Origin of the sequence: Candidatus Dormiibacter sp., from assembly GCF_050999135.1 — a bacterium.
In the GTDB taxonomy this organism is placed as follows: Bacteria; Chloroflexota; Dormibacteria; order Dormibacterales; family Dormibacteraceae; genus Dormiibacter; species Dormiibacter spiritus.
This window is the reverse complement of record NZ_JBPCPN010000002.1, coordinates 61,732-88,252: the sequence shown is the minus strand read 5'-3', so window position 1 is coordinate 88,252 and position 26,521 is coordinate 61,732. Positions and strand designations below refer to the sequence as shown.

Below are 26,521 nucleotides of genomic sequence, written 5' to 3'. Positions count from 1 at the left end.
CGGCTAACCGGCTTCACTGAACTTGGCCAGCAGGTGGAGGTGCCGGCGAGCGAACTCGATATGGTCGGCCACGGCGGCCACTTCCGAGATTCCGACCAGGACGGCTTCGCGCCAGAACCGGGGGTCGGCCCCCAGCCGGGCCATGCCGCCCTGGAGGAACCGTCGAAAGAGGTCCGGGAACCAGCCCTGGGCGGAGACCGCGTATTCAATCCCCGCTCCCCAGCTTCCCACCCTGAGGCCGTTGTGGCCCGGGACGCGCACCCCGCTCAGCACGTGGCGGTCGAGATAGAGAGCGTAGCTTAGCGCGAAGCGGACCAGGTCGCGCATCGGCTCGCCGGAGATAGAGCCCGCTTCCCAGTCGACGACGCCGCTCAGCTCGTTTCCGTCGACCAGGATGTTGCCCGCCCAGAAATCGCCATGAACTGCCGTTCGAGGCGCCGCGGTGGTGGCCAGCCTGCGGCGTGCCTCGCCCATGATCTCCAGTGCGGGCGGCAGCCAGGTGTCGCCGGCGAAGCGCGACCGCAGCGTGTCGGCTAGCCCCGAACACAGCTCGACCGGGCGGCGTGGGCCGGCGGTCGCCGCCTGCAGGGCCGCCAGCCAGTTGCCAGCCATCTCGAAGTCGGCCGCCACCCGACCGGGCCGGGCGGTGTGTCGCCAGCGGTGGTAGCCGGTGGTCATCGGCGTGCCGGCCAGAGCCGTCATCACCAGCGCCGGGCGACCCTTGAAGTGGAGCACGGCCTCTACCCGCGGCACCTGGCGCCCCACCCAGCCGGGAAGCAAACGCTCGAGCGCGCTCAGAGTGTGGATCTCCGACTCGACGCTCGCCGCCGCGATGTCTGTCGTCGGCACCTTGACCACGTAGGCCGGTACGCGGTCACCGTTGGGGATCAGCAGCACCACTATCTTCGCGTTGGGATCCTTGGAGATCCCCACCACTATCGAGTGCATGCCGGGCACGTCGATCAGGTCGTCCAGGTCCTCGGCGCCGGCCATGAGCAGCGAAAGGTCGCTCACGACCGGCTTGGCCAGTTGGATCACAGGCGTACTCAAGCGCGCCTCCCGATCGCCAGGCGCACTGGAGCGACGGCCCCCAGCAGCCGCCAGGGTGACAAGCGCTGCGCCAGCCAGAGCAGGCCACCCACTGTCGCGGTGACGCTGGGATGGCCGCGATGCATGACGAACAGCTCCCGGCAGAAATAGGCGATGGGGATCGGATGGTCCTCGATGTAGTAGGCCGGAGCAAACAGGGAAGGCGCCGCCAGCAGGTGCTTGTCCAGCCGAATCCCCGCGGCCAGGGCGAAGCCGTCGCAGCGGCCGCGGGAGCCGATGACCCGGTCGTAGAGCGCCACCGGCGTTCCCCGCGGCAGCGCCTTGACCTGCACCGACAGCCGACGGCGGGCGGCCCGCGAGACGGGGACCCGCACGCGCACGGTCCCGGGTGGCGACAGCAGCCGCCATTGCTCTGGGTGGCCGGGCACGATGTCGTCTGCGGCTCCGGCGGGCGAGACAGGCCGCCAGGCGACCAGCAGCACGTCTGTGCTCCGGAGCTCGACGGCGACCCGGAAGCCGCCTCCGCGCAGAGTGCGCACGAGGCGCTCGTGGTCCCCCGCGACCAACCCATGCCATTCGACGATCAGGACGCCGACCCGCTCGAGCGAGCGCGTCCAGACCGAGTCGTGCAGCTCGTGCTCAGCCCCCTCTACGTCGACCTTAAGTAGGTCGATCCAGTCGAACCCAGAGGCTTCGACGACCTGCTCGAGCGTTACAGCCTCGACTGAGAAGTCGGCCCCGGTGCGCCGGCCGCCGACGATGCCGGCATCGGTGGAGTAGCGGTCCGTGTGCAGGGTTCTTTCACCGGGCTCGCCCGCCAGTGCTGCCCGCTGAAGCGTGACCCGCCCGCCCAGGTTGGCGTTGGCCACATTCTCGCCGAGCAGGGCAAAAGTCTCCGGGTTGGGCTCGACCGAGTAGACACGGCAGTTGGCTCTACCGGCGACCCAGAGGCTGAAGCCGCCGACGTGGGCGCCGACGTCGACCACCGTCTGGACGTGGTCGAAGTCGATCACGCTGAAGTCGTACTCCCCGAGTCCGAAGACGTCGGCCGGCCCCGGCACGTCCTTCAGCCGGGCGAGCAGCCGGAAGCCCTCCCGGCTGCGCAGGGTGACGCGGAGATCCCAGAACCGCGACAACGGCCAGGGCGCCGGCCGCAGTAGCCAGGCGACCGTCAGCAGCAGCGAAGGCCAGATCCAGTTGCTGAATCCGGAGCGCATCATCTGCAGCCATCGGGTGACGTAGTAGGAGGCCTCGCCGGCGTGCTTGCGGAGGGCTGTCGCGTCCTCGAGGTGGGCCGCTTCCACTGACCCGGGCACCACTCGGACGACCCGTACGGCCGGCAGTGCCATCTCTGCTGACTTCACTTGAAAGTCGCCACCACCGCGTACCAGTCGCATGAGCTTGGCAGGTTGAAGGTCCCCGTTTGGGGGCCGGCCGGGCCGGCGAGCTGATCCTCGGCCGCAGCCTCCGCCCCGCCGGTCACGGTCCGCAGTGTGTAGCCGGGGCCCGCGCCGACGCTGCCGGGCGAAGCGCCGGTCTGCAAACCGGCGAAGACGACCTCGCCCGCTGGCACCGAGCCGGTGGCGCCCGAACTGGCGGTGGCGCTGACGCCGCTCTGCATGTGGATCTGGTCCAGGGTCCTAACCCCCGAGTACTCGGCCGCGGCCGCCTGCAGGAAGGTGCCGCTGCCGGCGGAGACGGTGATGGTCAGCGTGGCTGCCGCCTTGGAATTGGGCAGGTAATAGAGCGCGATGTCGCCGCTGCCGCCGAAGGTCAGGTTCCCGGGGGCGCGGGTCCAGGCGCCGTTGATGTTGTCACTCACCCTGACCTGGCCGGCCGCATCGTACTGAGCGAACCAGCCCACCAGCAGGTCGCCAGCGGCAACTGGGCGGCCGAAGCCGATCGTGGCAGTCGTCGATGTGTTGGGTGTAGCCACCGAGCCTGCTTGTACGAAGCGATGGGTCCCGCCGGCCGGGGTGGTCACCGTGGCGGCCGCCGACTGCGCCGAGTGGTTGCCGGCGGCGTCGAAGGCGTCCACCGTGTAGCTGTAAGTGGTGTTGGGCTGCAGTCCGGTGTCGGTGTAGGTCAGCGTGGAGCCGGCCACCTGCGCGACCTTGGCCCCGCCCCGGTAGACGTCGTAGCCAGTCACACCAACGTTATCTGTCGAGGCCGACCAGCCGACCGTCACCGAGGTCGGTGAGCTCGCCGTCGCGGTGACGTTCTGGGGCACCGTCGGCGGCTGCGTGTCGGAGCCGGCCGGGGTGGTCACCGTGGCGGCCGCCGACTGCGCCGAGTGGTTGCCGGCGGCGTCGAAGGCGTCCACCGTGTAGCTGTAAGTGGTATTGGGCTGCAGTCCGGTGTCCCCGTAGGTCAGCGTGGAGCCGGCCACCTGCGCGACCTTGGCCCCGCCCCGGTAGACGTCGTAGCCGGTCACACCAACGTTATCTGTTGAGGCCGACCAGGTCACCGTGGCCGAGGTTGGGCTGGCGGCAGTCGCCCGCACGTTGGTCGGAGCCGTAGGCGGCTGGGTGTCGGCCGAGCCGGAGCCCTTGAAGGTCGCTACGACGGCGTACCAGTCGGCCGGGCTGGGCAGGTTGAAGATGCCGGTTTGAGCGCCCGCAGCGCTTGGGAACAGATCCTCGGCAGCTGCCTCGGCGGAACCGGTGATCGTGCGCAGCGTAAAGCCGTTGCCGGCGGTGGCGCTGCCCGGCGAGGCCCCGGTCTGGAGGCCAGCGAAGACGAGTTCGCCAGCTGGCACGGCGGCCGTGCTGCCGGAGCTGGCCTGGGTGCTGTTGCCGCTGGCCATCGAGATCCGGTCCAGCGCACCCGCCCCGGAGTAGTCAGCGGCCGCCGCTTGCAGGAACGTGCCGGTGGCGGCGCTCACGGTGATGGTCAGGCCGCCGGGCGCGGCCTTGGAGCCGGCGAGGTAGTAGAGAGCGATGTCCCCGCTGCCGCCGAAGTCGAGGTTGCCTGGGGCACGGGTCCAGACGCCGTTGACAGAGTCGGAAACCCGCACTTGGCCCGCGGCGCTGTACTGCGCGAACCAGCCCACCAGCAGGTCACCAGATGCGACCGGGGAGGTGAATGCGATGGTGGTCGACGTCGCGGTGTTGGGAGTCGCCACCGACCCGGCCTGATCGAACCTCAGATTGGCCGGCGCCGGGGTCGTGACGCTGGCCGCGCTCGACTGGGCGGAGTGGTTGCCAGCCGCGTCGAAGGCGTCGACTGTGTAGCTGTAGGTGGTGCTCGGCTGGACTGTGGGGTCTGTGTAGGTCAGCGTTGAGCCGTTGACCTGGCCGACCTTGGTCCCGCCGCGGTAGACATCGTAACCGGTCACCCCGACGTTGTCGGTGGAGGCCGACCAGGCCACAGTCACCGTGGTCGGCGAGGTGGCATTGGCTGTCACGTTCTGAGGCACCGTCGGCGGCTGCGTATCGCTGCCACCAGGGGTCGTGACCGACGCGGCCGCCGATTGTGCGGAGTGATTGCCGGCCGCGTCGAAGGCGTCGACGGTGTAGCTGTAAGCGGTGTTCGGCTGGACGGTGGTGTCGGTGTAGCTGAGAAAAGAAGCGCCTACCTGGCCCACCTTGCTGCCGCCACGGTAGACGTCGTAGCCGGCCACGCCGACGTTGTCGGTGGAGGCCGACCAGCTGACCGTGACCGAGGTACCGCTGTTCGCCACCGCGCGCACGTTCTGCGGCACGGTCGGCGCCTGGGTGTCGGTCGCCGGCTGGAACTCGTAGGCCCCGCGGTCGTCATAGGTGCGCGGACCGGCCCCGCTGTTGGGCACGGTGGGGTCGTCGATCCGCGGCTTGCCGTCCAAGTCGCGCGTCTGCTCGCCACTGGCGCCGGAGTTGGCCGAGTCGATGGCCGGCGAGCCCTCGACCAAGTGCAGGTTGTACCCCGCCGAGCTGACGAAGCCGGGTGGCGCCGTCAGTCCGTGGGCCTCCTGCCCGGTGGCGGAATTCAACGAAGCAGTGGAGTCGTAGCTCGTGTCGTTCCAGACGTACATCGGGCTGCCCGCAGTCAGCCAGACCAGGTTGTAGTCGGCGATGGTCGAGGCAGGTGCGGAGTCGTAGATGCCGATGTTCCCCGCCCGCCGGGAGCAGGCGATTCCCTTGTAGGCGGGATAGACGGCGTTGTCGACAGATATGTTGTTCTCGACCAGGTAGCTGCCCGAAGTCCCCTCGACGTTGATGCCTGAGGTGCAGTTGTGGTAGACGGTGTTACCGATTACCCGGCCGCCGGTCACGTCGAGGTCATCGATCCCGTGGTCGCCGTTGTTGTAGGAGACGTTGGCGGTGACCAGCGTGTTGTCACCGCCCGGGTACATCTGGATCCCGGAGTCCTCATTGTCGTGAGTGAGGTTGAAGCGGATGGTGTTGCCGCTCGCGATGTCGTTGATGCCCTGCGCGTTGCGCTGCCACTGCTCGGCGTTGAAGGCAGAAACGTTGTGGTTGACGTCGTTACCTGTCGAGCCGGTGCTGAGGTAGATGCCGGGATCGGTGTTGTAGTCGGTGAGGTTGTTGGAGATCAGCGAGTTGGTGGTGCCGACGAGCTGGATGCCGGCCGCAGTCTGGCCTGGGTTGGGGGAGCCGGCCTTGGTCACATGGTTGCCATCAATGGTCAGATTGGAGCCGCCATTGGTGTAGATTCCGGGGCCGGTGGTGGTGGTCACCGTAAATCCGTGGATGGTGATCCAGCTGCGGCTGGAGAGCGCGAAGCCCTCGATGCCCCCGGTCACCTTGACGCCGGCCGCCGCTGTGTACGTGATCGGGGCACTGGAAGTGCCCGACGCCGCTGGCGACACGTCCTCGTTGTAAGTCCCGGCGGTCACGCTGACGGTCTGCCCCGCGGTCGCCTGGGTTGCCGCCGCTTGGATGTGGCAGAAAGGTTGGGCCTGGGTGCCAGAGCCCGAGTCGCTGCAGCTGGCACTGCCGATGTTGACGTAAAGGGTCGAACCCGCCCCCTGGGCGCCTACGCCAGTCAGCAGCCCGCCCGCCAGCGCCAGCGCGGCGGCCAGCGTCGCAGATCGCAGCTTGTTCTGCCGCCGAGCAATCCATTCCATCATCACCGTGTTGCCCTCCCTTGGCTGCCGCCCGAGACGGCAGCGCTTCGCTGCCCGTTCACTGGCTCCGCTCCGTCCCGAAACTGGTCACGCTCGTGGCGCAGCCGGACTCGTCCATGCTCGATAACGTGGTCGACAGTCTCCGCCATCACGCCGATCGTGCGGCCGAGCGAGGGGTCATCCAGGTACTCAAGGTCCATTGCCACACGCCATGGAACCATCTCCTCCAGGTAGTGCCGCTCCACGTCCTGCAGGCCGGGCGGCAGGTTCTCGCGCATGTGGACCTGAGTCAGACCGGTCAGCCCGGGACGGTAGGCGAAGATCTCCCGCAGCCCGCGCGGGTAGCGCCTGGCCAACTCGATGCTCTCCGGCCGGGGACCGACCAGGGTCATGTCGCCCTGGAGCACGTTCAGCAGCTGAGGGAGCTCGTCCAGGCTGGTCGCGCGCAGGATCCGGCCCAGCCGGGTGATCCGGGGATCCCCGGCAGCGGTGACGCCCGGGCCGCCCACCACCGGCCGCATGCTGCGAAACTTGTAACAGATGAACGGCACACCGCCTTCGCCCACCCGTTCCTGTTTGAAGATGGCGCTGCCGCCCGCGCTGATCCGGACTGCCAGGGCCAGGAGCAGTAGCAGCGGCCAGCTGACCAGCAGTACGGCCGCCGCGACGGCTATGTCGACAGCCCGTCGCACCCGGCTGGGCGGCAGGGCTGGCAGGTCGGGAAAGATCGGCGCGAGCTTCGGCAGCAGTCGGCCCGGCCGGCTCATCAGCAGGAAGAAGGCGACCAGCAGGGCGTCAGTGGTCAGGTAGGCAATGCTGGATGTGATCGCCGCCCCCACCGAGCCCAGCCGCGGGATCAGCAGGAGATCTAGCACGAGCGTCACAACCAGGGCGCTGCCGGAGGCGATCGAGGCCAGGCCAGGTCTGCCACGGCCGTAGAGAAAGGCGTTGATCACCGCCCCAACGCCCTCGCCCATCAGGCCGAGGAAGAGGATCTGCGCAGGCAGAATGGCGCCCTCGAAGGAGTGCCCGTAGAGCCTTGGGATGATCAGGCCTGAGGCCGGAAGCAGCGGCAGGCAGCTGAACGCGGTCAGCAGCCCGAGGCGGAGGATCATCCGCTTGGCGCGATGGACTGCCTTGGCTGGGTCGTCCTTGGCAAAACGCGGGTAGAGCACCCAGTTGGCGGCGATCGGCGGCAGCCGGACCAGCTCGGCGTACTTGGAGGCGATTGAGTAGGTACCGAGCGCCGCTGTCCCGACCAGGATGTCCACCAGCACGAAGTCCAGCCGGAGGTTGAGCAGCGTCATCATGTTCCCAATCTGGCTGCGGAACCCGAATGCTGCGATCCGGCGCCCCAGCTCGAGGGACGGCCGGCCCAAGCCGCGGAAGAAGCCACGCCGGGCGAGGCGCAGCCAGACCACTGCGCCGGTGAAGACATCGGCCAGCACGAGCGAGCCGATGATCGCTCCGTAGCCTCCATGCAGCATGGTGAGCACCAGGTAGATCGGCAGAAACGACAGCTCCTCAAGGAGGATGCCGACGTTGCTGCCGGCGAGATCGTCACTGCCCTGAGACGCCGCCTTGGCGGTGATGACGACCAGCCGGCTGCCCACCTTCAGCCCTGCCCAGGCGACCAGCACTGTGCTGAGGTCTCTGAAAAACAGAGGACGGAGCAGCGGCGAAGCCCCCGCCCAGACCGCCATCGCGGTCACTGAGGCGAGCAGGGTCATGGCCAGGATGGTCGACGGGACCCGGCGATCGCCCCGGGTCGGTCCGGCAAGAAAGTAGGAGATGGCGTAGGGCAGGCCGCTCGATACGATGATCGCCACCAGCCACGGCAGTATCCGCAGCAGGGCGTATTGGCCGACGGCGTAGGGACCTCCCACTCGGGCGACCAGCAGGCTCGCCACCGCAACGCTGGCCAGCGACCCGCCGAGCGCGACCAGGTTGCCGACGAATGGGCTCCGGCGAAGGTGCCAGCAGCGCCCGATGACCCGCGAGACCAGGCTCACCTGCGCGCCACCTCGCCGGCAGGCCGATAGCCCCACAGGTGGAGCGCGGCCAGCAGCCCGAGCAGCGCCCAGCCATGCCTGAAGTGGAGGACCTGATAGAACGTGGCCGAGGCGGCAAAGCCAAGCAGGGCGGCGATCAGGGGCACCCGGTTGGGCAGCGCCTCCGAATAGCCTGGCGCCAGTTCCCGAGCAGAGACTGCGCGCGCCCGAACCACCACCGAGCCGACCAGCAGGAAGATGCCGGCGAAGCCGATCACGCCGCGCTCGACCAGCGCCTCGATGTAGTCGTCGTGAGCCTCGTGGACGAAGTTGGCCTGCTGCCGCCCCCGCAGGTTGTCGATGGTGGTGTTCGGTCCCAGCCCCCAAAGCCCGCCCTGATCGAGGAGGGCCAGGGTCTCGTTCACGAGCTGGGTGCGCTGGCCCAGGCTCTGGTCGGCCCGGCCGAAGGAATCGCGTAGAAGAGGCACATTGGAGGCTACGGCCCACGCCTGGATCTTCTGTGGCTGGACCAGGTTGAGCGCGGCACCGCCCATGAGAATGCCCGCGCACGCCAGCCCGATGGCACCCTGCATGCCAAAGCGCCGGTAACCCCAGCCGATGATGACAATGAAAGTGGCCAGCGCCAGGTAGAAGGCGCCCCCGTTCGAGCCGCTGAACACGATGCTGAGTGCCAAGGCGATGTAGGCGAGCACCCGCAGCGACCGGCGCGCCGGGTACTTGGTGGCGGCCACCACCATGGCCGACATGGACCAGTAGTTGGCAGCCATGTTCGGGTCGGCGAAGAGCATGCCGGCGCGGACCCCGAGGCGAGCGGTGACACCGGAGACGGCGTCGATGTGGCCGAAGTAGGCGACTACCAACACCCCGGCCCAGACCGGCGCCGCCACTGCCCAGGTCCTGATCACTACCCGGAACGCATCGGGATAGCGGCAGATGTTGACCAGCGCCAGCACCCAGAGCATCAGCACCAGGTCCTGGGCGACGTCGAGCAGCGCAGGACCCGGGCGGCCACCCGCCAGCGCCCCGACCACGCCTCCGGCGATCAGTAGGGACCAGGCCCCCCAGTAGGGCGCGCGCAGCTTGATCCCCGACCAGCCTGCCCAGAGCAGGAAGGTCGCGATAGCGGCGGCGATCGCCAGATCCACCGGCGAGGAGTTGCCGGGTCCTGTCGGCCGGATCATCGGCAGCAGGATCACCGCCGCCTGGGCCGACAGCAGCACCACGCGGGGCACTGAGGCGGTGCGCTGGTGCCGGGCAGCAAGCAGCTCGGCCGCCGGCTCGCTGCCAGACCCGACCCGGAGCGCGCTGATCACAGCCGCAGCCCGACCATCGCCGAAACCAACAGCACCATGCCGCCGGCCAAACCGGCCCACAGTGCGGTGCCCAGCCAGGTCCGCACCAGCGCGGCACGCCGCCGGCGGCGGACCGCGCGCAGGCGCGCCTCGAAGCTGTCGCCGGCGGCCTCAGAGCGCACTACTCGATCCGCGCCGTCCGGCCGGCTGTCTGCAGTTCGGCCAGAGGCCGTGTGAAGAGTGGGTCGCAGCGGGCGTTGAGGCAACTTCCCGTCTTCAGGTCGAACTCCAGGTTGTGGCCGAGGCAGCGAATGACGCCGTCCACCACCGTGCTGCCGATGGCGAGATCCTCGCCCGCGTGGGGGCAGTAACGTGCGATTTCGTAGTTGCCGTGCTCGGAACTGACGACTATCTTCTCGTCGTTGGCCCGGCCCAGCTCATACTTCTCGACAGCCGACAGGGCCTGCTCGTCGGCGTGCTTGAGCAGGCCGATCAGGTAGTCGTTGTAGATGTCGGGGTCGCGCCAGGCCTGAAAGCGGAGGGAGAGGAAGAAGTCTTCCCAAGCAATCTTGCCGTCCATGACCGGGGCCAACCAGCGGGGATCAAGCCGGAAACGATAGCCGACGTCGGCCGTACCGCCACCGAGGTCCACCTTGACGCCGGGGGGCCGCAGGTGGACATCCCAACGACCCTCCATCTCGCCCACCAGCTCGAAGCGGACTGTCATGTCGATCCGCTCCAGAAAGTAGGGACTGAGTTCGCCGAGCCGGCGAAAGTGCTCAACGAACTTGTCCGCCAGCTCGGGCCCGGGGGTCGGGTGGGCGGCCCGAAAGGCCTCGATCTCCGGCAGGCGGGCCTCGGCATAGGAATCGATGTAGGAATCGGCGTCGTCGAACCGAAAGTCCGCCCACTGCGGGTCGCGCAGAAGCTCCTTGGCCAGCGGGTCGTACCTGTCGCCGGGCATCCATTGCTGAACAGTCTGGTTGGGCAGACGGGTGCTCAGGAAGTCGGCCGCTTGCTGCATGTCGGGGAAGATGCCTGGGGAGCGAATCCAGCGGTTATGGTGCTGCAGCTCCGGGTCCAGGAAGCACATTGGGCCGGCGAAGGGCACAACTAGCTCCGGCTTGACCATGCGGACGAGCTGGCCGACCGCCTTGAACTTGCCATTCCGCTTCATGGCCGAGATCTGCGCCATCTCCTCGGCCGGGTACTCGTAGCAGATCGGGTGCCAGGACGCCCCGGACATCTGGAGCGGCATGACGTCGATCCGGCCGCCGCACTCATGGGCCGCCCGCCGGGCCTGGCCGACGGTCAGCCGGGCGTCGTTGCAGTGCAGCAGCGAGGCGCCGCCCAGAGAGACCAGCACGGCAGCGTCGTGGCACATCGGCGACTGCTCCGTGATGAAGGTCAGCCAGTCGCCCCGCTCTGTCAGCTGGAAGCGCTCCCAGGCGGGGACCTCGATCAAGCGCTTCACGCCCGCCCGACGCAGCCGTTCGGCCACGTTGTCCGAGGGATACTTGGGGGTCAGAACGACAGTCCGGTCGGGCAGGCGCCCGAGCACTGACTCGTCGAGGTGGTCCAGATGTTCGTGGGAGACTGTCACGTACTCGACGTCGAGCAGCCCACGGTGGTCCAGGTGAGCGTTGCTCGGGAACTGATACCAGGCGGCGAGGAAGGCGCCTCGAGGAGAGAGCCAGCCGTCCATCAAAATGCTCACGTCGGGCCCGTCCACGCGCAAGCCGGCGTGGCCGAGGTACGTGATCTGCATCGAGTCGTTCATGCGGTAGTAACCTCACTGAGCCGAACCGCTGGAGCGTCACGGTGCTCCTCGAGCAGCTGGGAATAGGTTTCGGCCAGGTCGCTGCCGAGCTGAGCCGGGTCGAAGCGATCGTGGACCTGGGTCCGAGCCCCCGCCGCCAACCGGGTGCGTTCCTCCGGGTGGTCCAGGAGGTGCCCGATAGCTCGCGCGAGCAGGGCCGGGGCGCCGGCGGGAACCAGGATGCCGGTTCTGCCGGGAACTACCAGCTCGGGAACCGCGTTGACGGCTGTCGCCACCACCGGCACGCCAGCGGTCATCGCCTCGGCGATCGAGCACGGCAGGCCCTCGTAGAGGCTGGACATCGCGAAGACGTCGAGTCCCGGGAGCAGGTAGCCGACGTCGCGGCGCTCACCCAGAAAGAGGAAGCGATTCTGCAGCCCGCGGCGGCCGGCCAGCTCGCGCATGCGTCGCTCCAGAGGGCCGCCGCCGATCCAGACGAATCTGGCGTCGGTCCGGCCGAGCCTCTGGAAGGCGTCGAGCATGTGCTCGGGCGCCTTCTGGCCGGCAAGCCTGCCCACCGTACCCACCACCGGCGCGTCTGGCCGGACGCCCAGGCGCCGGCGCGCCTCCGCGCGTGACGAAGGGTTGGCGGCGACGATACTGCTGGTGTCGATGGCGGGCGCGATCACCCGCAGCCGCTCGGGGGAAGCGATCCCCAGTCGAACGGCGTCGGCCGCCACATTGGCTCCCACGGCCAGGAAGCGGTCGGTGTGGCGGCCGAGACGGCGCTCGATCTCAATGTAGGTTCGGCGCATGATCGGCATCTGGAAGTCGTGGAAGGGGAAGCCGTGAAAGGTGTGGACGGTGGCGCGCACGCCCGCCCGCCGCGCCGCCATCCGGCCCAGTGCACCGGCCTTGGCGCTGTGGGTGTGGACGACGTCCGGCCGCAGCGTGGCCAGCTCGTGGGTTAGCTCGTGCAGGCAGCGGAGGTCCTCGCGGGGATTGACCTCCGGCCGCAGGTGCCGTAGGCGCACCACTTCGAAGCCGGAGCGCTCAGCCTCGGCCAGCAGCGGGCCGCCGTCAGCTGCCAGGATGCTGACCCGGTAGCAGTGGGGGTCCAGTGCCTGGGCGCCCCGCAGGGCGACGCCTCCGGCACCCGCGATGAACCGGGTGACGATCTGCGCGACGTGGATCATCAGAAGTCATCTGGGTAGTAGGCGGCCATCGAATCAGTGGTCGTCGACATCGGGCGGCCCACTTCGGGGAACCGCTCGGCCAGAATCTTCCTCACCTCGTGCATGCGGTTGCGCTGGGCAACTTCGCAAAGCCGGTCTAAGTAGGTGCCCAGCTCGGCGTCCGGTGCCCTGCGAACCGTGGCCCAGATCCGCGGATGAAGTGTTGTCACGTGCTGCTCGGTCTCGCTGAAGAGCGTCTCGTCGAGCTTCTCACCAGGCCGCAGCCCGGTGAAGACTATGTCCAAGTCATCCTCGACGACGTGCATCAGGGCAGCCGTGTTGTGGACCAGGTCGAGGATCTTGACCGGCTTGCCCATGTCGAGCACGAATGTCTCGCCCGCGTTGGCGAGCCCGGCCGCCTCGATCACCAGTCCCACAGCTTCCTCGACGGTCATGAAAAACCGTGTCATGTCGGAGTGCGTCACGGTGATCGGCTCGCCGTTCTGGAGCTGGTCGGTGAGAACGTTGAGAAAGGAGCCGCGGCTGCCCAGAACATTGCCGAAGCGCACGGAGGCGAACTTGGTCGGGGGGCGTGCATTCATCTCGACGATCATCTCGGCCAGGCGCTTGGTCGCCCCTAACACTGATGTGGGGTCGGCCGCCTTGTCGGTGGAGATCAGGATGAAGCGCTCAGTGCCGAACTCGCGCGCAGCGTCCACCAGCCAGCGGGTGCCCAGCACATTAGACTTGACGCCCTCACACGGGTGCAGCTCAAGCAGCGGCAGGTGCTTGTGGGCCGCCGCGTGAAAGACGACCTCCGGTCGCCAGTGCCTGAACAGCTGTCGGATGCGATCGCGGTCACGGATGTCGGCGATGATGAGCTCGGGGTTGTCAAGCAGCGCCTTGCCGGTCAGCTCCATGAGCATCCTGTGCAGGTTCGACTCGTCATGGTCGAGCATCAGCAGCCGGCTGGGGTCGAAGCCTTTGATTTGGCGGCAGAGTTCGCTACCGATTGAGCCGCCGGCGCCGGTGACAAGGACTCGCTTGCCCTGAATCAACTCCCGTGAGTCGGAGCGGACCACATGCAGCTCGTCCCGACCCAGCAGCTTGTCCACCCGCATCCTGCGGAGATCTGAGATGCGAGCGTCGCGCTCGATGGCGGCGCCGAACGAGGGAAGGTATCGAACGGAAACAGCCGCCGACGCAGCTGCCTCGGCCAGCCGGCGAATCTCGGCATTGCTGAGCGACGGGATGGCTATGATGACGGCCGCGATGGAGTGCCGGTGGGCGACTTCCGCCAGCTCGGCGGTCGTACCGACGATCGGCAGTCCGTCCACCTCCTCGGCGAACGCGTTGTCGTCGAGAAAGCCCAGCGGCTCAAGGCCCAGCTCGGGGCTCCTCAGCAGGTCCCGGGCGAGAACCTGGCCCGCCTCACCGGCGCCCACGATGAGCGTGCGCAGGCGGACTCGGTGGCGGGGTCGGGTCAGCAGTGGGATATCCGGGTCGGTGACGGGTTCGATCATCGGGTCAGCTCCAAATGCAGGTCGCCGGTCGTGGCACGCGACTGCTCGCTCAAGCCGGCGATCTCGGAACAGACGCGCTCGACCTCGTGATCGCCCAGGCTGGCGAAGAAGGGCAGGGACACGATCCGTTCGAAGACAATGTCGGCAGCGGGGAAGGCCCTCTCCAGGTCCGGACCGAGCAGCCGCTGAAAGTGTGGCTGGTGATGGAGCGGGATGAAGTGCACCGAGCAGTCGATTCCGCGTGCTGAGAGGCGTTCGATCAGGGTGTCCCGGTCGAGCCCGAACTCAGGTTCGACCTGCACAACGTAGAGGTGCCAGGCATGGCGGCCCGTCGCCGGCCGGGCCGGCAGGCGGATCCCGGGCACGCCGGCCAGGCCGGCGTCGAAGATCGCTGCAAGCTCGGCCCGGCGGGCTTGCCAGGAGCCAAGGTGGCGCAGCTGGGCTCGGCCCATCGCCGCCTGAAGGTCAGTCATGTTCGCCTTCAGTCCATCGCTTTTGACCTCGTAGCGCCAGCTGGCCCGGCCCGGCAGATAGCGGCGCCAGGCGTCTGCGCTCATCCCGTGGAGCCGCAGCTCACGCGCCGCCGCCGCGACGGCCGGAAGGTCGGTTGTGAGCATGCCGCCCTCACCGATCGGCAGGTTCTTCGTCGCGTAGAAGCTGAAGCACGTCGCGGCGGAGATCGTGCCCACCGGCCGCGCACCCGCCCAAGTGCCGATCGCATGCGCGGCGTCTTCGACCACCCGGCTGAGCGGTAGCCCGGCCGCCTCTGCCAGCTCCTCGACGGGGGCCGGCTGGCCCGCGAAGTGGAGCGCCACCATGGCGTCGGCCCCCCCGGCGCGGCGAACCGCCGCCCGCGTCGTGGCCGCGTTAGGCATCAACGTCTCCGGATCGACGTCGCAGAGCACCGGCACCAGACCGGCCCGGGTGATCGCGTGGACTGCGCCGCAGAAGGTGACCGTCGAAGTGAGTACCCGGCTGCCAGGCGGCAACTGCAAGGATCGCAGGCCGATCTCGATCGCCGCGGTGCAGGAGGACACAGCCACGGCGTGGCGCGCGCCGACGTGTTCCGCGAACTCACGCTCGAACTCGATGACCTCAGGTCCGGAGGTGATCCAGCCTGAGGCCAGGATCCGCTGGGCCGCCACCCGTGCCTCGAGACTGATCTCGGTCCGGCAGAAGGGGATCCGCAAGGGGACCGGGCGCCCAACCTCGACCGGCGCGCTCACCGCTCTACCGTCCGTGAGCTCTCGGCCAAGGCGACGGTGGGGCTCAGCTCGGTCTCCTGGCGGTGCCCGTTGCGCGGCGAGCTCGGCAGGCCGGCGGCGCCGTATGTAATGACACCGAGCACCGGCCAGCGCGACAGCCGGATCAGGTCCATGAGCGGCTGCAGCTCGACCTTCTTCAGGACCTCGGGGGCAAGCACCACCAGCCCGACTGACCAGTCTCCGTTGGGGGCTGGGTCCGAGGCACCGTAGGACTGGACGGCCAGACTCGAACTGTCCGCCGCCGCGACCGAGCGCTGGAGCCGCTTGGCCAGCGTCGGGATCCCGTCGGTAGTCGGCGCCCCGATCAAGCGAACTACGCTGACGCCGGCGGCCTGCGCGGCCAGATGAAGGCGCTGTGTAAGCGGCGCTGGGAGGCTGGTAAAGACCGCCGGCGACCCCCCGTCGAGATGGCCGATGACCGGCACCCCGAGCAGGTCGGCCAGAGCCCGACGGCCGATCAAGGTCGGGCGGAGGACCTCCATGATGGTTGCCAGGGCGACGCCGGCCACTAGGCCCAGCAGGCCGCCGAGCGCCAAGTCGACAGGCAGTTGCGTGCGGTCCGGCGAACTCGGCGGGGTGGCCTGCTGGATCACCGCCGGCGACTGGGCGCCGCTGTTCTGGAGCAGCGCGTCGCGCTGGGTGTGCAGGTTTCCAAGCTCCTGAACCAGGCTGCTGCGCTGCTGCTGCAGTCCGTTCAACTGGTTGGTCACGATCTGGATCTGAAGTGCGATGGCACCCTCGTTCGCCGGGCTGGCAGGGACGTCGCTCAGGGAGGCGAGTTTGTTGTTCAGATCCGCCGTCCGCGTGTCGATGTCCACGATCGCTTGGGAATCGGCATCGATCTGCCTTTGCAGGCCGGGCAGTTGGTCGGCACCCCGGCTGTTGCTCACGCGGGTAAGAAGCAGGTCGTCCGCCAGCCGATTAGCGAGCGTGGCGGCCACGCTCGGGTCGGTATCGGTGACGCTGAGCTCCACCACGCCGGACGAGCCGAGGGGCTGGACAGTAATGGCCTTGGTGACTTCGGGCACTGTTCGATTGACGTCGGCCACGTTGATGGCGGACTGGACGTGACTGGGGCTGGTGACAACTGCACGCGCCGTATCCGCGATGGCTACCGCCTGGGCGGGGTCCTGCGGGTCGGGTGTCCCGAGTTGGACGCGACTCGCGGCCGTGTACTTGACACCGCCGGCAAAATAGACGCCAGAGGCCAGCGCTAGGCCGAGCAACACGAGCGCCGCAATCAGTTTCAGATGGCCGCGCAGAATGCGATTAGCCGCTTCGTTAAGTTCCACAACCTTAACCTTGCCGCCGCCCCTTGGAGAAGAAAATGGGGATTGCCAGCCGCCCGGGCGGGGCGGTCCCTGAGGGTCTAGGTCATTCGCCCATGTCCAGGTCCAGCGCGCCTCAGGCTTCGACTGGCAGCCGGGCGGCAAGTGTGACGCGAATTGGCTGAGGGCTAGGCCGGTCGCCTCCCACCCCGCCCAGACCCATCGGGGACATAAGCCCAGAGTGGGCTGGGACGCCGTCCCAAGCCAGGTCGGCTAGCGCCGGTCAGCACCTTCCGCGTTTGACGCGCAATCAGACTGGCTGGCGGTTGATCCATTGCAGGGCGGCAACGTGCCCGGCCTGGTCGGCGAGGTTGCCGTCCTGGTAGTCCCAGGCAAAGATCCAGTAGCCGCTCGCGCCCTGGTGCTGCCAGTGCTCGAACTGAGTTCTCAGCTCCGCCGGGCTCGGCCACCGCCAGGAGGAGGCGTTGAAGTCCTGCAGTATGAACTCCCACTTGGCAACACCTGCCTGATGTATGCGGTTGACCGCCTGGTCGATCATTCCGTAGTCGCAGGGGCCCGACTGGCAGGGGTAGACGTCGAAGGCCAGCACATCCACGGTGCCGTTCATAGGCAGGCCGGCCGGCCAGTGACCGGTATCGGGGTCGTTGAACTGGTCGTCCGCCACCCAGGTCTGCGCGCGGGGGTCGGCCGAGTGCACCAGCCCAGTCAGGTGCGAGTAAACAGGGGCTGCAGCGCAGCCGTTGGCGGTCGGCTCGTCGCCGATCTGGTAGGTCAACCCACCATAGCCGGAGCGGACGTTGTCAGTCACGACCGCAACGATGGCAGCGTCGCTCATGGTCTGCTGGCAGGAGCGATTGTCATAGGCGGGTACCCAGACCATGCCGTTCAGTCCCGCCGCTGCCTCGGCCTGTCCCAGGCTGGCAACGCCGCCGTCGGTCGCTGCGTTGAACCCGGCTGCCGCCATAGCCCGCCAGGCTTCCGAGTTGAACCGGTACACCCCCCGCCGGGCGGGCGCAGAGGTCGACCGGGCAGGCGCAGAGGTCGACCTGGCACCCGCTGACGGCTTCGCCGCGCCGGGGCGGGCGCCGGCTGCCCGAGGAGCGAGTTGGACGGCCACCGGGGTCGGCGATGGAGACGTCGCCGGGTTGGTCTCGACCTCCGGCCGGTCGGCCACAGACAGGCCGGCGCGCTGCGGGGCGCTGGGCGGCTCGACCCCAGCGGTCGACGAGCAGCCGGCGGCGGCCAGCGCCAGACCTATCGCCCACATAGCCGGCTTTCGCAGCGAGCCCGGCAAGCCGCTCACCTCGCTCTCACGCTCTGCGGAACGCGTCGCCTCACGACGAACGAGCCGGCCCGCCCCGCATCGGTGACTGCGTCGGCGAAGAACCGGTCTCCCTTCACCCTGATTCTCATCCAGCTCGCACTCATGCAACCTCCCGACCGGCCTCGAACGCCCCCCGCAGCCATAGCGGCAGGAGATTCGAGCCGGTCCTTGCTACCCCCTGGACGGCGGCACCGAGCCGGGCGCACGCCTGTCGGACCGTTCGTCTCTGGTGGTCGCCTAGCCTGCGGCAATCACAGCACAGATGTCAAGCCATGACCCATGGTCGCTCGGGCTCGACTCGATCACCAGCCGGAGCGATGCTGGGACATGGCCTCGCGCCGTTGCGGGGCCGTGGTTGGCAGCGATCGCCCCCCGCAGCAGCGAGCAGCGGACCAGCCCGTTGCCGCTGAGGCCGGGATTGGGCGTCAGCCGGTCGTCGTGAAGGGGACCCGGTTCTCAGTCGCCAGCTGGGCCACATTGTCCGGGTAGCTGCTGAGCTCGGTGCTCTTCCAGTGCCAGCTGAAGACCAGGTAGCCGGTGGCTCGACTGGCCCGCCAGAGCTGCCATTGATGGGCCAGCTCCGCGGCGGACGGAAGCCGGTAGTAGTCGTCCTGGAAATCCTGCAGCACTGCCCAGTACGGCACGTGGAGCCGGTCGATGGCGGCGATGGCATCGGGGATCAGGTTCCAGTTGCAGCCGTTGGCGAAGGAGCAGGGGTAGACATCGATCGCAATGATGTCCACGGTGCCCCGCCAGGGTGCATAGGGGAACCGCTCCCCGGTCCTGGGGTCGTACTCCTGGATCACAGTGAAGGTGGGCCTTGCGTCGAAGCGGTGGACAAGCGCAGTGCGGGCGCGAAACTTTGCAGGTCCGCCTGGACAGGCCGAGACTAGCGGCTCGTCACCCAGGAAGAAGGCGCCGATGGCGGAGTGGCCCCGGATGCCCTGCAGCAGCCTGACCACCGTGTTGTCATCGCGTTCGAAGGTGCACGAGTCTTTCTTCCAGCCGCCAAGCCAGACGAATGCCTTGGCGCCGGCCGGCAATGCGTCGAGCTGGCTTCGGTCGGGGTTGACGTCAAAGGTGTTGAACCCGGCCTGCATCTGCTTGCTGTGCCCGTCAGGTGAGCCATCCTTGCCGTACACGCCACGGACCAGATAGCCAGCGGCGGCCGGCGAGACCGCAGCGGCGGGCCCCGCTGGAGCACCGGGCGTGGCACCGCAGGCGAGAGTGAAGACACCGGCCAGGAGCGCCGCCAGCAGGCCGGCGAGCCGCCCATGACAGCTACGCAGCTGGGGGCACCGCATCAGTTGAGGACGGCGATCGGGCGGAGCCGCGCCACCGGGCGGACCAGACGCTCAGCGACCATGATTTGGAGGCCCTCGTCGACGCCCCGGTTGTCCAGGTGTTGGACCACCTTGGCATCGTCACTGTCGTAGCTGTAGCGCAGTGTCGCCCGGCCCTGGGGATCCGGCCCGGAGAGCCCACGGTTGGCGAAGTCCTTGACGATGCTACCGGTGCCGTGGCAAGCCGTGTGCAGGCTCGGCCGTGACTCGTTGGTCCCCACGCAGAGGTAGGAGCAGGTCCGACTGGTCCCCGGGACCAGCACCGGCTGGCCTGTCACCGAGAAGATCGGGTGGGCGGCCATCAGTTTGGGACCGTAGGCGCGGGAGGCGTTGTGGCGGTGGACGATGGCCGTGCGCCCGTCGACCTCCTCCTCGTAGATCGAGTTATGCGGAGAGTCGACGATCAGGCGGCTTCCTGAGCAGAGGTGCTCGCGCGCCAGCCGGCGCAGGCTCGCATAAGTGGCCTGGCGGAACGCGAAGCCGTAGTTCATGGCCACCGCGCGGGACAGCATCAAGCGACGGCCCTCCTCGCTGAAGCGCTCCACCGGCGGACAGCCGTCGCCGAAGTAGAGCTGCAGGCGCAGGCGCAGTTGCTCAAGCGAGCGGGCAGTGGCCAGGTGGTAGGCCGGCTTCTGCAGGAGCATCACTTTCCGGAGCGTGCTGTTGACTTTCTTCCGCTTACCGAACAGGGCCCCCATGGCGCCGGCCAAAGGGCCGCCGCCGTTGTGGTACTGGAGCGTAATCTGGCCCTGGTGCAGGCCCAGTCGGGAAGCGGTGTCTCCGTCGAGCACCTCCTCGACCTCCTGCAGCTCCAGGAAGTGGTTGCTGGGGCCGATGGTCCCAAAGCGCATGCGCGACAGCTGCGTCAGAAGCCAGGGCAAGTCGTCGCGGACGCTCTGGGCGCCGCCGTAAGGGGCAAGGTCGAGCTGCCCCCCCTCCTCGATGCGGGCGATGTCGTCAGGGTCGGCTGCCCAGCGGTCCATCGCGAAAGGTGCGCCCTCCACCGCGGAGCGCAGCACTTCCTCGTGGGTGAGCTCCAGGCGGCGGCTTGGCGGCACCGGGTACCGGCGCCGGGCGGCGCCGTAGAACGCGTCGACCGCCGTTCGCTTGGGCCGCTCGCCGTCCAGCGCGATCAGGGCCATGCCGCAATTTACGGAGGCGCTGGTCAGGGTGGGCCGGATGGTGTCTCGGGTGGCTACAGCGATGCTCGACGGCATCTCCATGTTCTGCTTGTGAAAGAAGTCGGGCAGCACGACGGGAGGGGCCGCGAGGTCGGCGTCGCGCAGCCCCTCGGCAAGGACGGCGAGGGCCTCCGGCTCAGCCGGATGGTCGAGGCTGTCGTAGATCCGCGGCCGTTGCAGGTCGCGCTTGGGGTCGTGCCCATGGCCGTGGTCCCAGTGGTCACTCCGGCCGTTGCCGCCGTCGTGATCGCAATCGAGCAGCGCCCCAGGCGCTGGCACGGCGCTGCGCTGTGGGTGGTGGATGCGAGTGAAGCTTTCGTCTCCCGAAGTTGTGGAGTCGATATTCAAGCTAGTACCTCCAACCGAGAAGGCCGGGCTTCGGCCGACTTAAGCAGCTGTCCCAACCGCGCTCCGGGGCGGCGGCCGAGCGTAATCTCGAGGCAGCGCAGGCGGGCCGCGAAGCGCCGCCCAACCTCCGCGATGGGGGGATGGTCCGGTCCGACTCCGGTACCTGCGCTCAACGTGGCCGCGAAGGCCCAGTAGCGGCGCAGCTCGCCGGCGGCGTAGGTGCCGGTAACGAGGGCACGCGCGGCCAGCTCGGCCTCGCAGGCTCTCACCGACGCGGACTCAGCCAAGCTGCGACGCAGCACAACTAGCATGTCCGGCTCGAGAACGGGCACGCGGCCGCCGAAGTCGACCTCGCCGCGCCCACTGGTGGTGCGCCGGCCTCGAACCTCGACGCGCAGCGGCTCCACAAGGCCCCAGACCGAGCTGCCGTCGCCGACGCCGATGTTATCGGAGGTGGCCGCGCCGCCGGCTGCTATCTCGCGGAGGAGGAGTGTCGACTTGCCGACACCGGCGGGCCCAGCAACCAGCGCCACTCGAGCACCCACGGTGCAGGCGGGCGCGTGGAGCGGGACCCGGCCGCGCGCGCCGGCGGACCAGAGAGCCGGGTATTGGCCCAGCACGGCGCGGGTGAGCAATTTGGCGCGCACCCGCAGCAAATTGGTGGCGAGCCGGACTTGCGGCCGCGGTCGCCAGCGGAAGTCGAAGATCGGCGCGGCCGACCCGGTCGTAACCCGCAGGTCGAAGCCCGAGCTGCAAACGTCCTCCATGATCACCTGGCCGTCGCGCAGCCACGCGCCTCGGGTCAGTGGCTCCCGGCCATCGACCTCGAAGGGCCGGTGACTGCGCTCAATCCTGACTCGGACGGTCGGCTCGTGACCAGGCCCTCGAATGAGATCGGATCCGGCCATCTCCTCCAACAGCCGACATGCCCAGGGCAGCTCCGACTCGAATCCGACCCGCTCGCCAGCGGTGTTCAGGGTGGCCGTCCAGGGCAGTTCGTGCGAGGTGCGATGCGCCCTGGGCGCCCGCAACTCAGACCAGCGAACGCCGCTCAACTGTCTAACCCGCTCCCACTGACCAGTGACCCAGCGCTGTGCAGGGCACGACCCAAAGAGCAGCCAGGCAGGCGCCGGCGCGGACCGCGGAGAGCGATGCGGGGCCGACTCTGGCAGTGACGATGGAGCGCGCGACTTCTCACGGGGGCAGAGCATAGGCTGGCGTTGGCCGGGAAAGAATGGGCGACACGCCACCGGGTCAAGCCGCCGTCCCGGATCGGTCTGGGCAGGAGTCCCGGGCGCTGCTCAGCCGGGCGGCGATAACCGCCTGGAGTGGTCTCAACCGCCAGATTGAGACCCATACCCGGGCTTCAACCGCCGCTCAGCCCAGGCGGATTGACTTAGGTCAAGCCGGATGCCAGCAAGTCACCGACGCCGTCTCGCGTGACACCGTCCCCCCGCCAGAACGCCCGCCGCATACGCCACAACCCCAGCAGGTCCTCTGCCACGGTGCGACGGATGACAACTCGCGAGTCGAGATCCTCCACCCAATCGACAGGCACCTCGAAGATTCGCATACCGTTCCTCTCAGCCAGGAGCAGGAGCTCGGTGTCAAAGAACCAGGAGCAATCTTCGACCAACGGCAGGAGCTTGCGAGCGGCCGACGCCCGGATCGCCTTGAAGCCGCATTGCGCATCGCTGAAACCGGCCCCGAAGCCGGTTCGAATCAGCCCGTTGTAGCCGCGGGAGAGCACCTCTCGTTTTAGCTGGCGCGTCACCCGGGCGCGCGGGGCGAGCCTCGTCCCGATGGCCACGTCGCTGTGCCCCGTCAACAAGGGGGCGAGAAGAGGCAGGAAGCTTTCCAAATTAGTGGACAGGTCCACGTCCATGTAGCTGAGAACGTCGGCATCGCTGTTCAGCCAGGCGGTCTTCAGTGCCAGACCCCGACCCTTGCGGTCGAGATGAATAGCCTCCACGTGCGGGAGGGTATCCGTCAAGTGCTGGGCGGCCAGCCAGGTCTGGTCGGTGCTCGCATTGTCAGCGATGACGATCCGCCAGGCGACGGGGAGCTGGGCCTCGAGATATGCCCAAAGCCGGTGCACGCTGGACGAAAGCGCGCGTTCCTCGTTGAAGACGGGGATGACGACGTCGACCACGGCTGTCTTGGCCGGTCGGCCACTGGCCAGGTCCCGAGCCCAGCTCGGGGCCAGGAGACGGCCGGCTGTCAAGCGTGCGGCTGTGGGAGCCCCCGGGGCGGACCTCCGCCTGGCATCGGTTGGTCTCAGCCCCCGTCTCTTCTTACTCATTGCTCCTGGCTCACTGCCGCCTGACCACCTCCCGATGCCCGAATCACCTGCCAGGTGAGCTAGATCAGGCCCTCCCAGCTGATCCCGCACCCTCTGCTCCGCCAATATCGCTGGCCCGGAGGATCAGTGCAATGGGACTCCTTGCACTCTGGGCGAGACATTTCTCCACTGACCTAGACAAGTCGTAGCGCGCTGTCGGGACAAGGCCTAAGCACAGGTGGTGCGGATGTCCCATTGGCTATTGGTGCCCGAGATTCCATACTGACATCGATGCTCCAATCAGGCGGCGTTCGCGTGCGCGCTGACGCCACGGTAAAGCCTCGGACGCCGACATTCAGCCGACATTCAATGGTCGCTGCCCGCGCGCGGCCACCACGCCGCGCTGCGGGTTGATGACCATCTCCGCAGCCGAGATTTCGAGCCGGGATCTTATCCGCGCGTCAGTGTCTGGCACTGGATAAGCGTCCGCTTTGAGCGTCACTTTGCGAGCATCACTCGGCGCCGCGCGGCCGGCGTTCAACCTTGGCACCTGCTCACCTGTGCTGCGCGTCATCGGGCTGGTAGGCATCTGCGCGATCGCCTATCACTACACGCTCCTGACCCTGGCCACGTCGTCCGCGTACTTGGCGCTACTACCAGCAATGGCCCTATTGCTCGGTTTGCAGAGGGCGGTCGCTGCGGAATCCGGTCCAGATATTCACGACAGGTATCTCGACTGGATAGTCGGCCTTCCCCTTCTCGTCGCCGCTCTGGCCATCATGACAATCTTGCCGATTCGGCTCTCCGCCTACTTCTGGCTCTGGCGACTCGATCTGGTTTCATTGCCCATCTTCGTCGCGGCGGCCATCGCTCTCACATTCGGAACGCGCGCCCTCTGGCGGCTCCGCCTCCCCATCGCATTGCTCGGAGTGATCTGGCCCGCCCAACATGTCCTGGCCTTGACCGGCGTTGGCGCCTTCGTGAGTAACCCGATCAACAAGTCGCTGAGTTTCGCTTCCGCCACGCTGCCGCCAGCTTACATAGTGGGGTTTCCCACCGGCCTGGCTGCTCTCATGCTCACACCTGCTGTTGCCTTCGTGGTCTTCGGGCTAGGGACGCGGCAGATGGCAGTGAGGCCATTGGACTTGGGGTTGGGCGCCATCACTCCAGACCTCCGGGAGCGCCTGAGCGGCTGGGCCGCGGGATTGCTCGGGGTCGTCCGGCCACGCCGCTTGGCTGTGCAGCGAGCGGGGACGGGACTGGCGATCTTGAGCCTCGCAGCCACTGTCGCCACCTTGGCGAATGACGCGCAGCGCCAATTTCAGCTCGTCGCCAGCCCGCTTGGGACGCCCGTCCTGCAGAGCGCCGTGGTCCCGAGTAATCCGCTCCCCGGTTGGAGCATCAGGAAGACCGACTCCTATGCCTGGGCACCTGTTTATCTCGGTACGGGCGGAACCTGGGACCGCTACCGATACTCCTCCCAACCCTCCCAAAATTCAGCCCCATCGGGGCTGGGCCTCTATGGTCCAGTCACACTCGATTTATTCACCACTGCAGATGGCAGCGCGCTCGCCAAGTACAGCCTGGAAGACAGCTACCGCCTGCACAGCTACCGACTGAAGACGGCGCATGTGATCGACTTGGGCGGCGGCGTGGTCGCCAAATCCGTTGTGTATCAACAGCAATCCACGGGCGCGACCTGGGCTGGAGTTGATTGGGAGTGGCCTGTGCGAACTGCTGCCGGCCTGGCCTATCAGCGGGTGGTCCTCAACGTAAGAAACAGAACTGACGCGGAATGGCGGCTGGCGCCGCCCTCAACTGCTCGGCTCCAGCCGCTGCGGTTCACCGCCCTGCAGCTCTTTGGCGGCGCCAGGACAGCAGCCGCGAGCGACGCGAACAGCCAGGCGGGTGATGCCCTTGCCGAGTTCGCCACGCAGGTGGCGCAGGCGAGTCTGGGGAGCTCACGGTGAGTCAAGCCCAGCGCCGCGTCAAGCCGCTCTCGCTTCACTTGATCGACCGCCCGGGCCAGCAAGCAGCGCAGTCCGCCAGGCCGATCGCGCCGCGGAGAGTCAGAGCGCCGCATCAAAGCCTTGGCGTGAGCGGGAAGCGCAGCCGGCGTCCGGCTGAACTCCGCACCCAGGCCGCCCGGCTCGACACAAGTGTGAACGGACTCAGTCGGGCCCTTCCTGAGATGTCCGCGAGACGGACGCTGACCAGCGATCAGCGTGTGCTGCTCGTCGGCGCCACTGTCGCGCTCATCCTGGGATTGGCCGGGTTTCCGACGGCTGTAGTGGTGGGGCTCAACGCCTTGGGCACCGCTATGTACGTGCTCGTCTTCATCTACGGCATCGTTTGGTTTCGAAGAATGGTCAGCCGGCCGGCACTCGTCACTGTCACAGACGAGGAAGCACGCGCCGTACCTGACAGGAGACTGCCAACGTACACGGTGATGGTCGCCGCGTACCGGGAGGCGAACGTGATCGGCGAGACCATCCACGCCCTGGAGGCCCTGGAGTACCCGGCGGATCGCCTCGAGCTGCGGCTCCTGCTGGAAGCTGACGATCACGAGACAATCGCCGCCGCTCGGGCGACGCCGCACGGCTCGAACCTTGAGATAGTTGAGATCCCCAGTGGTGGGCCGCGAACGAAGCCCAAAGCCTGCAATTACGGCCTCCAGCTCACGAAGGGCAAGCTGGTCACCATCTACGACGCCGAGGATCGGCCTGAGCCTCTTCAGTTACGCCGCGCGGCTGTCGCCTTTCGCCGACTCGGCTCGCAGGTGAGTTGTCTCCAAGCCAGGCTCCACTACCACAACACCGGCGACAACCTCCTGACCCGTCTGTTCGCGGCCGAGTACCTCACCTGGTTCGACGCCATGCTGCCAGCCTTGGCTGCTATGGGTGGTCCGGTCCCGCTGGGCGGCACCTCGATGCACATCAGGCGAACCGCACTCGAGGCGGTCGGGGCCTGGGATCCCCACAACGTGACCGAGGACGCCGACCTGGGAGTGCGCCTGTACCGCCTGGGCCACAAGACGGAAGTGCTTGACTCAGTCACTTCCGAGGAGGCCAACAGCGACTTCATCAACTGGATCAAGCAGAGGTCGCGCTGGTACAAGGGCTACCTGCAGACCTGGTTGGTCCACATGCGCCAGCCCGTCCGGCTCTGGCGAGAGCTGGGTCCCCGGGCCTTCCTGAGCTTCAACGTTACTGTCGGAACGACGCCCCTGCTAGCGGCCCTGAACCCAGTCTTCTGGCTGCTGACAGCGCTCTGGTTCCTCGGCAAGCCGGAGTTCGTGCAAACCCTCTTCCCAGCGTGGCTCTACTATCCGGCGTTGGCCTGCCTGGTAGCCGGCAACTTCCTGGCGTTTTACAGGACTGTGGTGGGCATCTGGATCGCCGGTAGGCCTGATCTTCTGTGGGTGGTACTGCTCTCGCCCATCTACTGGCTGATGATGTCGATCGGAGCGATCCGAGCGATAGCCCAGCTCGTCGTGAAACCGTCGCATTGGGAAAAGACTGTGCACGGGCTCGATCGGCTGCGCAAGCCGGAGCTCCAATATGGCTGAGCTGCGCGCGAGGCAGCGGTCAAGGCGCGGCGGACAAGCTGTA

Annotated in this window: 19 protein-coding genes; 3 read left to right on the top strand and 16 right to left on the bottom strand. The window is 67.7% G+C overall.

Annotated elements, in window-relative coordinates; translation table 11 throughout:
• Window positions 1-3: 3 nt before the first annotated feature.
• The 12 genes from ACR2MZ_RS00545 to ACR2MZ_RS00490 form a co-directional block, all read right to left on the bottom strand.
• A complete protein-coding gene (locus tag ACR2MZ_RS00545; RefSeq protein WP_434003124.1) occupies window positions 4-1,050 on the bottom strand; it encodes a phosphotransferase family protein in 1,047 nt (348 codons plus the stop codon).
• The gene (locus tag ACR2MZ_RS00540) at window positions 1,047-2,414 is read right to left on the bottom strand and encodes an FkbM family methyltransferase (RefSeq protein WP_434003123.1); all 1,368 of its coding nucleotides are present in this window, start codon (window positions 2,412-2,414) and stop codon (window positions 1,047-1,049) included. The genes ACR2MZ_RS00545 and ACR2MZ_RS00540 overlap by 4 nt, the downstream gene beginning before the upstream one ends.
• Window positions 2,411-6,121 (bottom strand): fibronectin type III domain-containing protein, encoded by a 3,711-nt coding sequence (locus ACR2MZ_RS00535; RefSeq protein ID WP_434003122.1) that lies wholly within the window; start codon window positions 6,119-6,121, stop codon window positions 2,411-2,413. Before ACR2MZ_RS00535 ends, ACR2MZ_RS00540 begins: the two co-directional genes overlap by 4 nt.
• Window positions 6,121-8,130 (bottom strand): sugar transferase, encoded by a 2,010-nt coding sequence (locus ACR2MZ_RS00530; RefSeq protein ID WP_434003121.1) that lies wholly within the window; start codon window positions 8,128-8,130, stop codon window positions 6,121-6,123. The genes ACR2MZ_RS00535 and ACR2MZ_RS00530 overlap by 1 nt, the downstream gene beginning before the upstream one ends.
• Entirely contained in the window at window positions 8,127-9,443 is a 1,317-nt protein-coding gene (locus ACR2MZ_RS00525) for an O-antigen ligase family protein (RefSeq protein ID WP_434003120.1), read from the bottom strand. The genes ACR2MZ_RS00530 and ACR2MZ_RS00525 overlap by 4 nt, the downstream gene beginning before the upstream one ends.
• Window positions 9,440-9,604: a hypothetical protein gene (locus ACR2MZ_RS00520; RefSeq protein WP_434003119.1), complete on the bottom strand. Its 165-nt coding sequence runs from the start codon at window positions 9,602-9,604 to the stop codon at window positions 9,440-9,442. Before ACR2MZ_RS00520 ends, ACR2MZ_RS00525 begins: the two co-directional genes overlap by 4 nt.
• Window positions 9,604-11,202: an MBL fold metallo-hydrolase gene (locus tag ACR2MZ_RS00515; RefSeq protein ID WP_434003118.1), complete on the bottom strand. Its 1,599-nt coding sequence runs from the start codon at window positions 11,200-11,202 to the stop codon at window positions 9,604-9,606. The genes ACR2MZ_RS00520 and ACR2MZ_RS00515 overlap by 1 nt, the downstream gene beginning before the upstream one ends.
• Window positions 11,199-12,377: a glycosyltransferase gene (locus tag ACR2MZ_RS00510; protein WP_434003117.1), complete on the bottom strand. Its 1,179-nt coding sequence runs from the start codon at window positions 12,375-12,377 to the stop codon at window positions 11,199-11,201. The genes ACR2MZ_RS00515 and ACR2MZ_RS00510 overlap by 4 nt, the downstream gene beginning before the upstream one ends.
• Entirely contained in the window at window positions 12,377-13,879 is a 1,503-nt protein-coding gene (locus ACR2MZ_RS00505; RefSeq protein ID WP_434003116.1) for a polysaccharide biosynthesis protein, read from the bottom strand. The genes ACR2MZ_RS00510 and ACR2MZ_RS00505 overlap by 1 nt, the downstream gene beginning before the upstream one ends.
• A complete protein-coding gene (locus tag ACR2MZ_RS00500) occupies window positions 13,876-15,105 on the bottom strand; it encodes a DegT/DnrJ/EryC1/StrS family aminotransferase (RefSeq protein ID WP_434003115.1) in 1,230 nt (409 codons plus the stop codon). Before ACR2MZ_RS00500 ends, ACR2MZ_RS00505 begins: the two co-directional genes overlap by 4 nt.
• Complete coding sequence (locus ACR2MZ_RS00495; protein ID WP_434003114.1) at window positions 15,102-16,436, bottom strand: GumC domain-containing protein; 1,335 nt, start codon at window positions 16,434-16,436, stop codon at window positions 15,102-15,104. The genes ACR2MZ_RS00500 and ACR2MZ_RS00495 overlap by 4 nt, the downstream gene beginning before the upstream one ends.
• 286 nt (window positions 16,437-16,722) lie before the next feature.
• On the bottom strand, window positions 16,723-17,397 hold the full coding sequence (locus ACR2MZ_RS00490; RefSeq protein WP_434003113.1) for a hypothetical protein: 675 nt from the start codon (window positions 17,395-17,397) through the stop codon (window positions 16,723-16,725).
• 19 nt (window positions 17,398-17,416) lie between these two features.
• Here ACR2MZ_RS00490 and ACR2MZ_RS00485 point away from each other — a divergent pair, with 19 nt between their 5' ends.
• A complete protein-coding gene (locus tag ACR2MZ_RS00485) occupies window positions 17,417-17,803 on the top strand; it encodes a hypothetical protein (RefSeq protein ID WP_434003112.1) in 387 nt (128 codons plus the stop codon).
• A 379-nt stretch (window positions 17,804-18,182) separates the two neighbouring features.
• Here the strand turns inward: ACR2MZ_RS00485 and ACR2MZ_RS00480 are convergent, their stop codons facing one another.
• The 4 genes from ACR2MZ_RS00480 to ACR2MZ_RS00465 form a co-directional block, all read right to left on the bottom strand.
• A complete protein-coding gene (locus tag ACR2MZ_RS00480) occupies window positions 18,183-19,061 on the bottom strand; it encodes a hypothetical protein (protein ID WP_434003111.1) in 879 nt (292 codons plus the stop codon).
• Window positions 19,061-20,629, bottom strand: a complete 1,569-nt coding sequence (locus ACR2MZ_RS00475; protein ID WP_434003110.1) for an RtcB family protein — start codon at window positions 20,627-20,629, stop codon at window positions 19,061-19,063. The genes ACR2MZ_RS00480 and ACR2MZ_RS00475 overlap by 1 nt, the downstream gene beginning before the upstream one ends.
• On the bottom strand, window positions 20,626-21,684 hold the full coding sequence (locus tag ACR2MZ_RS00470; RefSeq protein ID WP_434003109.1) for a hypothetical protein: 1,059 nt from the start codon (window positions 21,682-21,684) through the stop codon (window positions 20,626-20,628). The genes ACR2MZ_RS00475 and ACR2MZ_RS00470 overlap by 4 nt, the downstream gene beginning before the upstream one ends.
• Window positions 21,685-22,025: 341 nt before the next feature.
• Complete coding sequence (locus ACR2MZ_RS00465) at window positions 22,026-22,853, bottom strand: dolichyl-phosphate beta-glucosyltransferase (RefSeq protein WP_434003108.1); 828 nt, start codon at window positions 22,851-22,853, stop codon at window positions 22,026-22,028.
• Window positions 22,854-23,401: 548 nt separating this feature from the next.
• On the opposite strand from ACR2MZ_RS00465, the gene ACR2MZ_RS00460 reads away from it, so the two are divergent.
• Both ACR2MZ_RS00460 and ACR2MZ_RS00455 read left to right on the top strand, forming a co-directional pair.
• Window positions 23,402-24,880 carry a hypothetical protein gene (locus ACR2MZ_RS00460; protein WP_434003107.1) on the top strand — a complete coding sequence of 493 codons (1,479 nt, stop codon included), beginning with the start codon at window positions 23,402-23,404 and terminating at the stop codon, window positions 24,878-24,880.
• A 221-nt stretch (window positions 24,881-25,101) separates the two neighbouring features.
• The gene (locus ACR2MZ_RS00455) at window positions 25,102-26,478 is read left to right on the top strand and encodes a glycosyltransferase (RefSeq protein WP_434003106.1); all 1,377 of its coding nucleotides are present in this window, start codon (window positions 25,102-25,104) and stop codon (window positions 26,476-26,478) included.
• The last annotated feature ends 43 nt before the right edge of the window (window positions 26,479-26,521 follow it).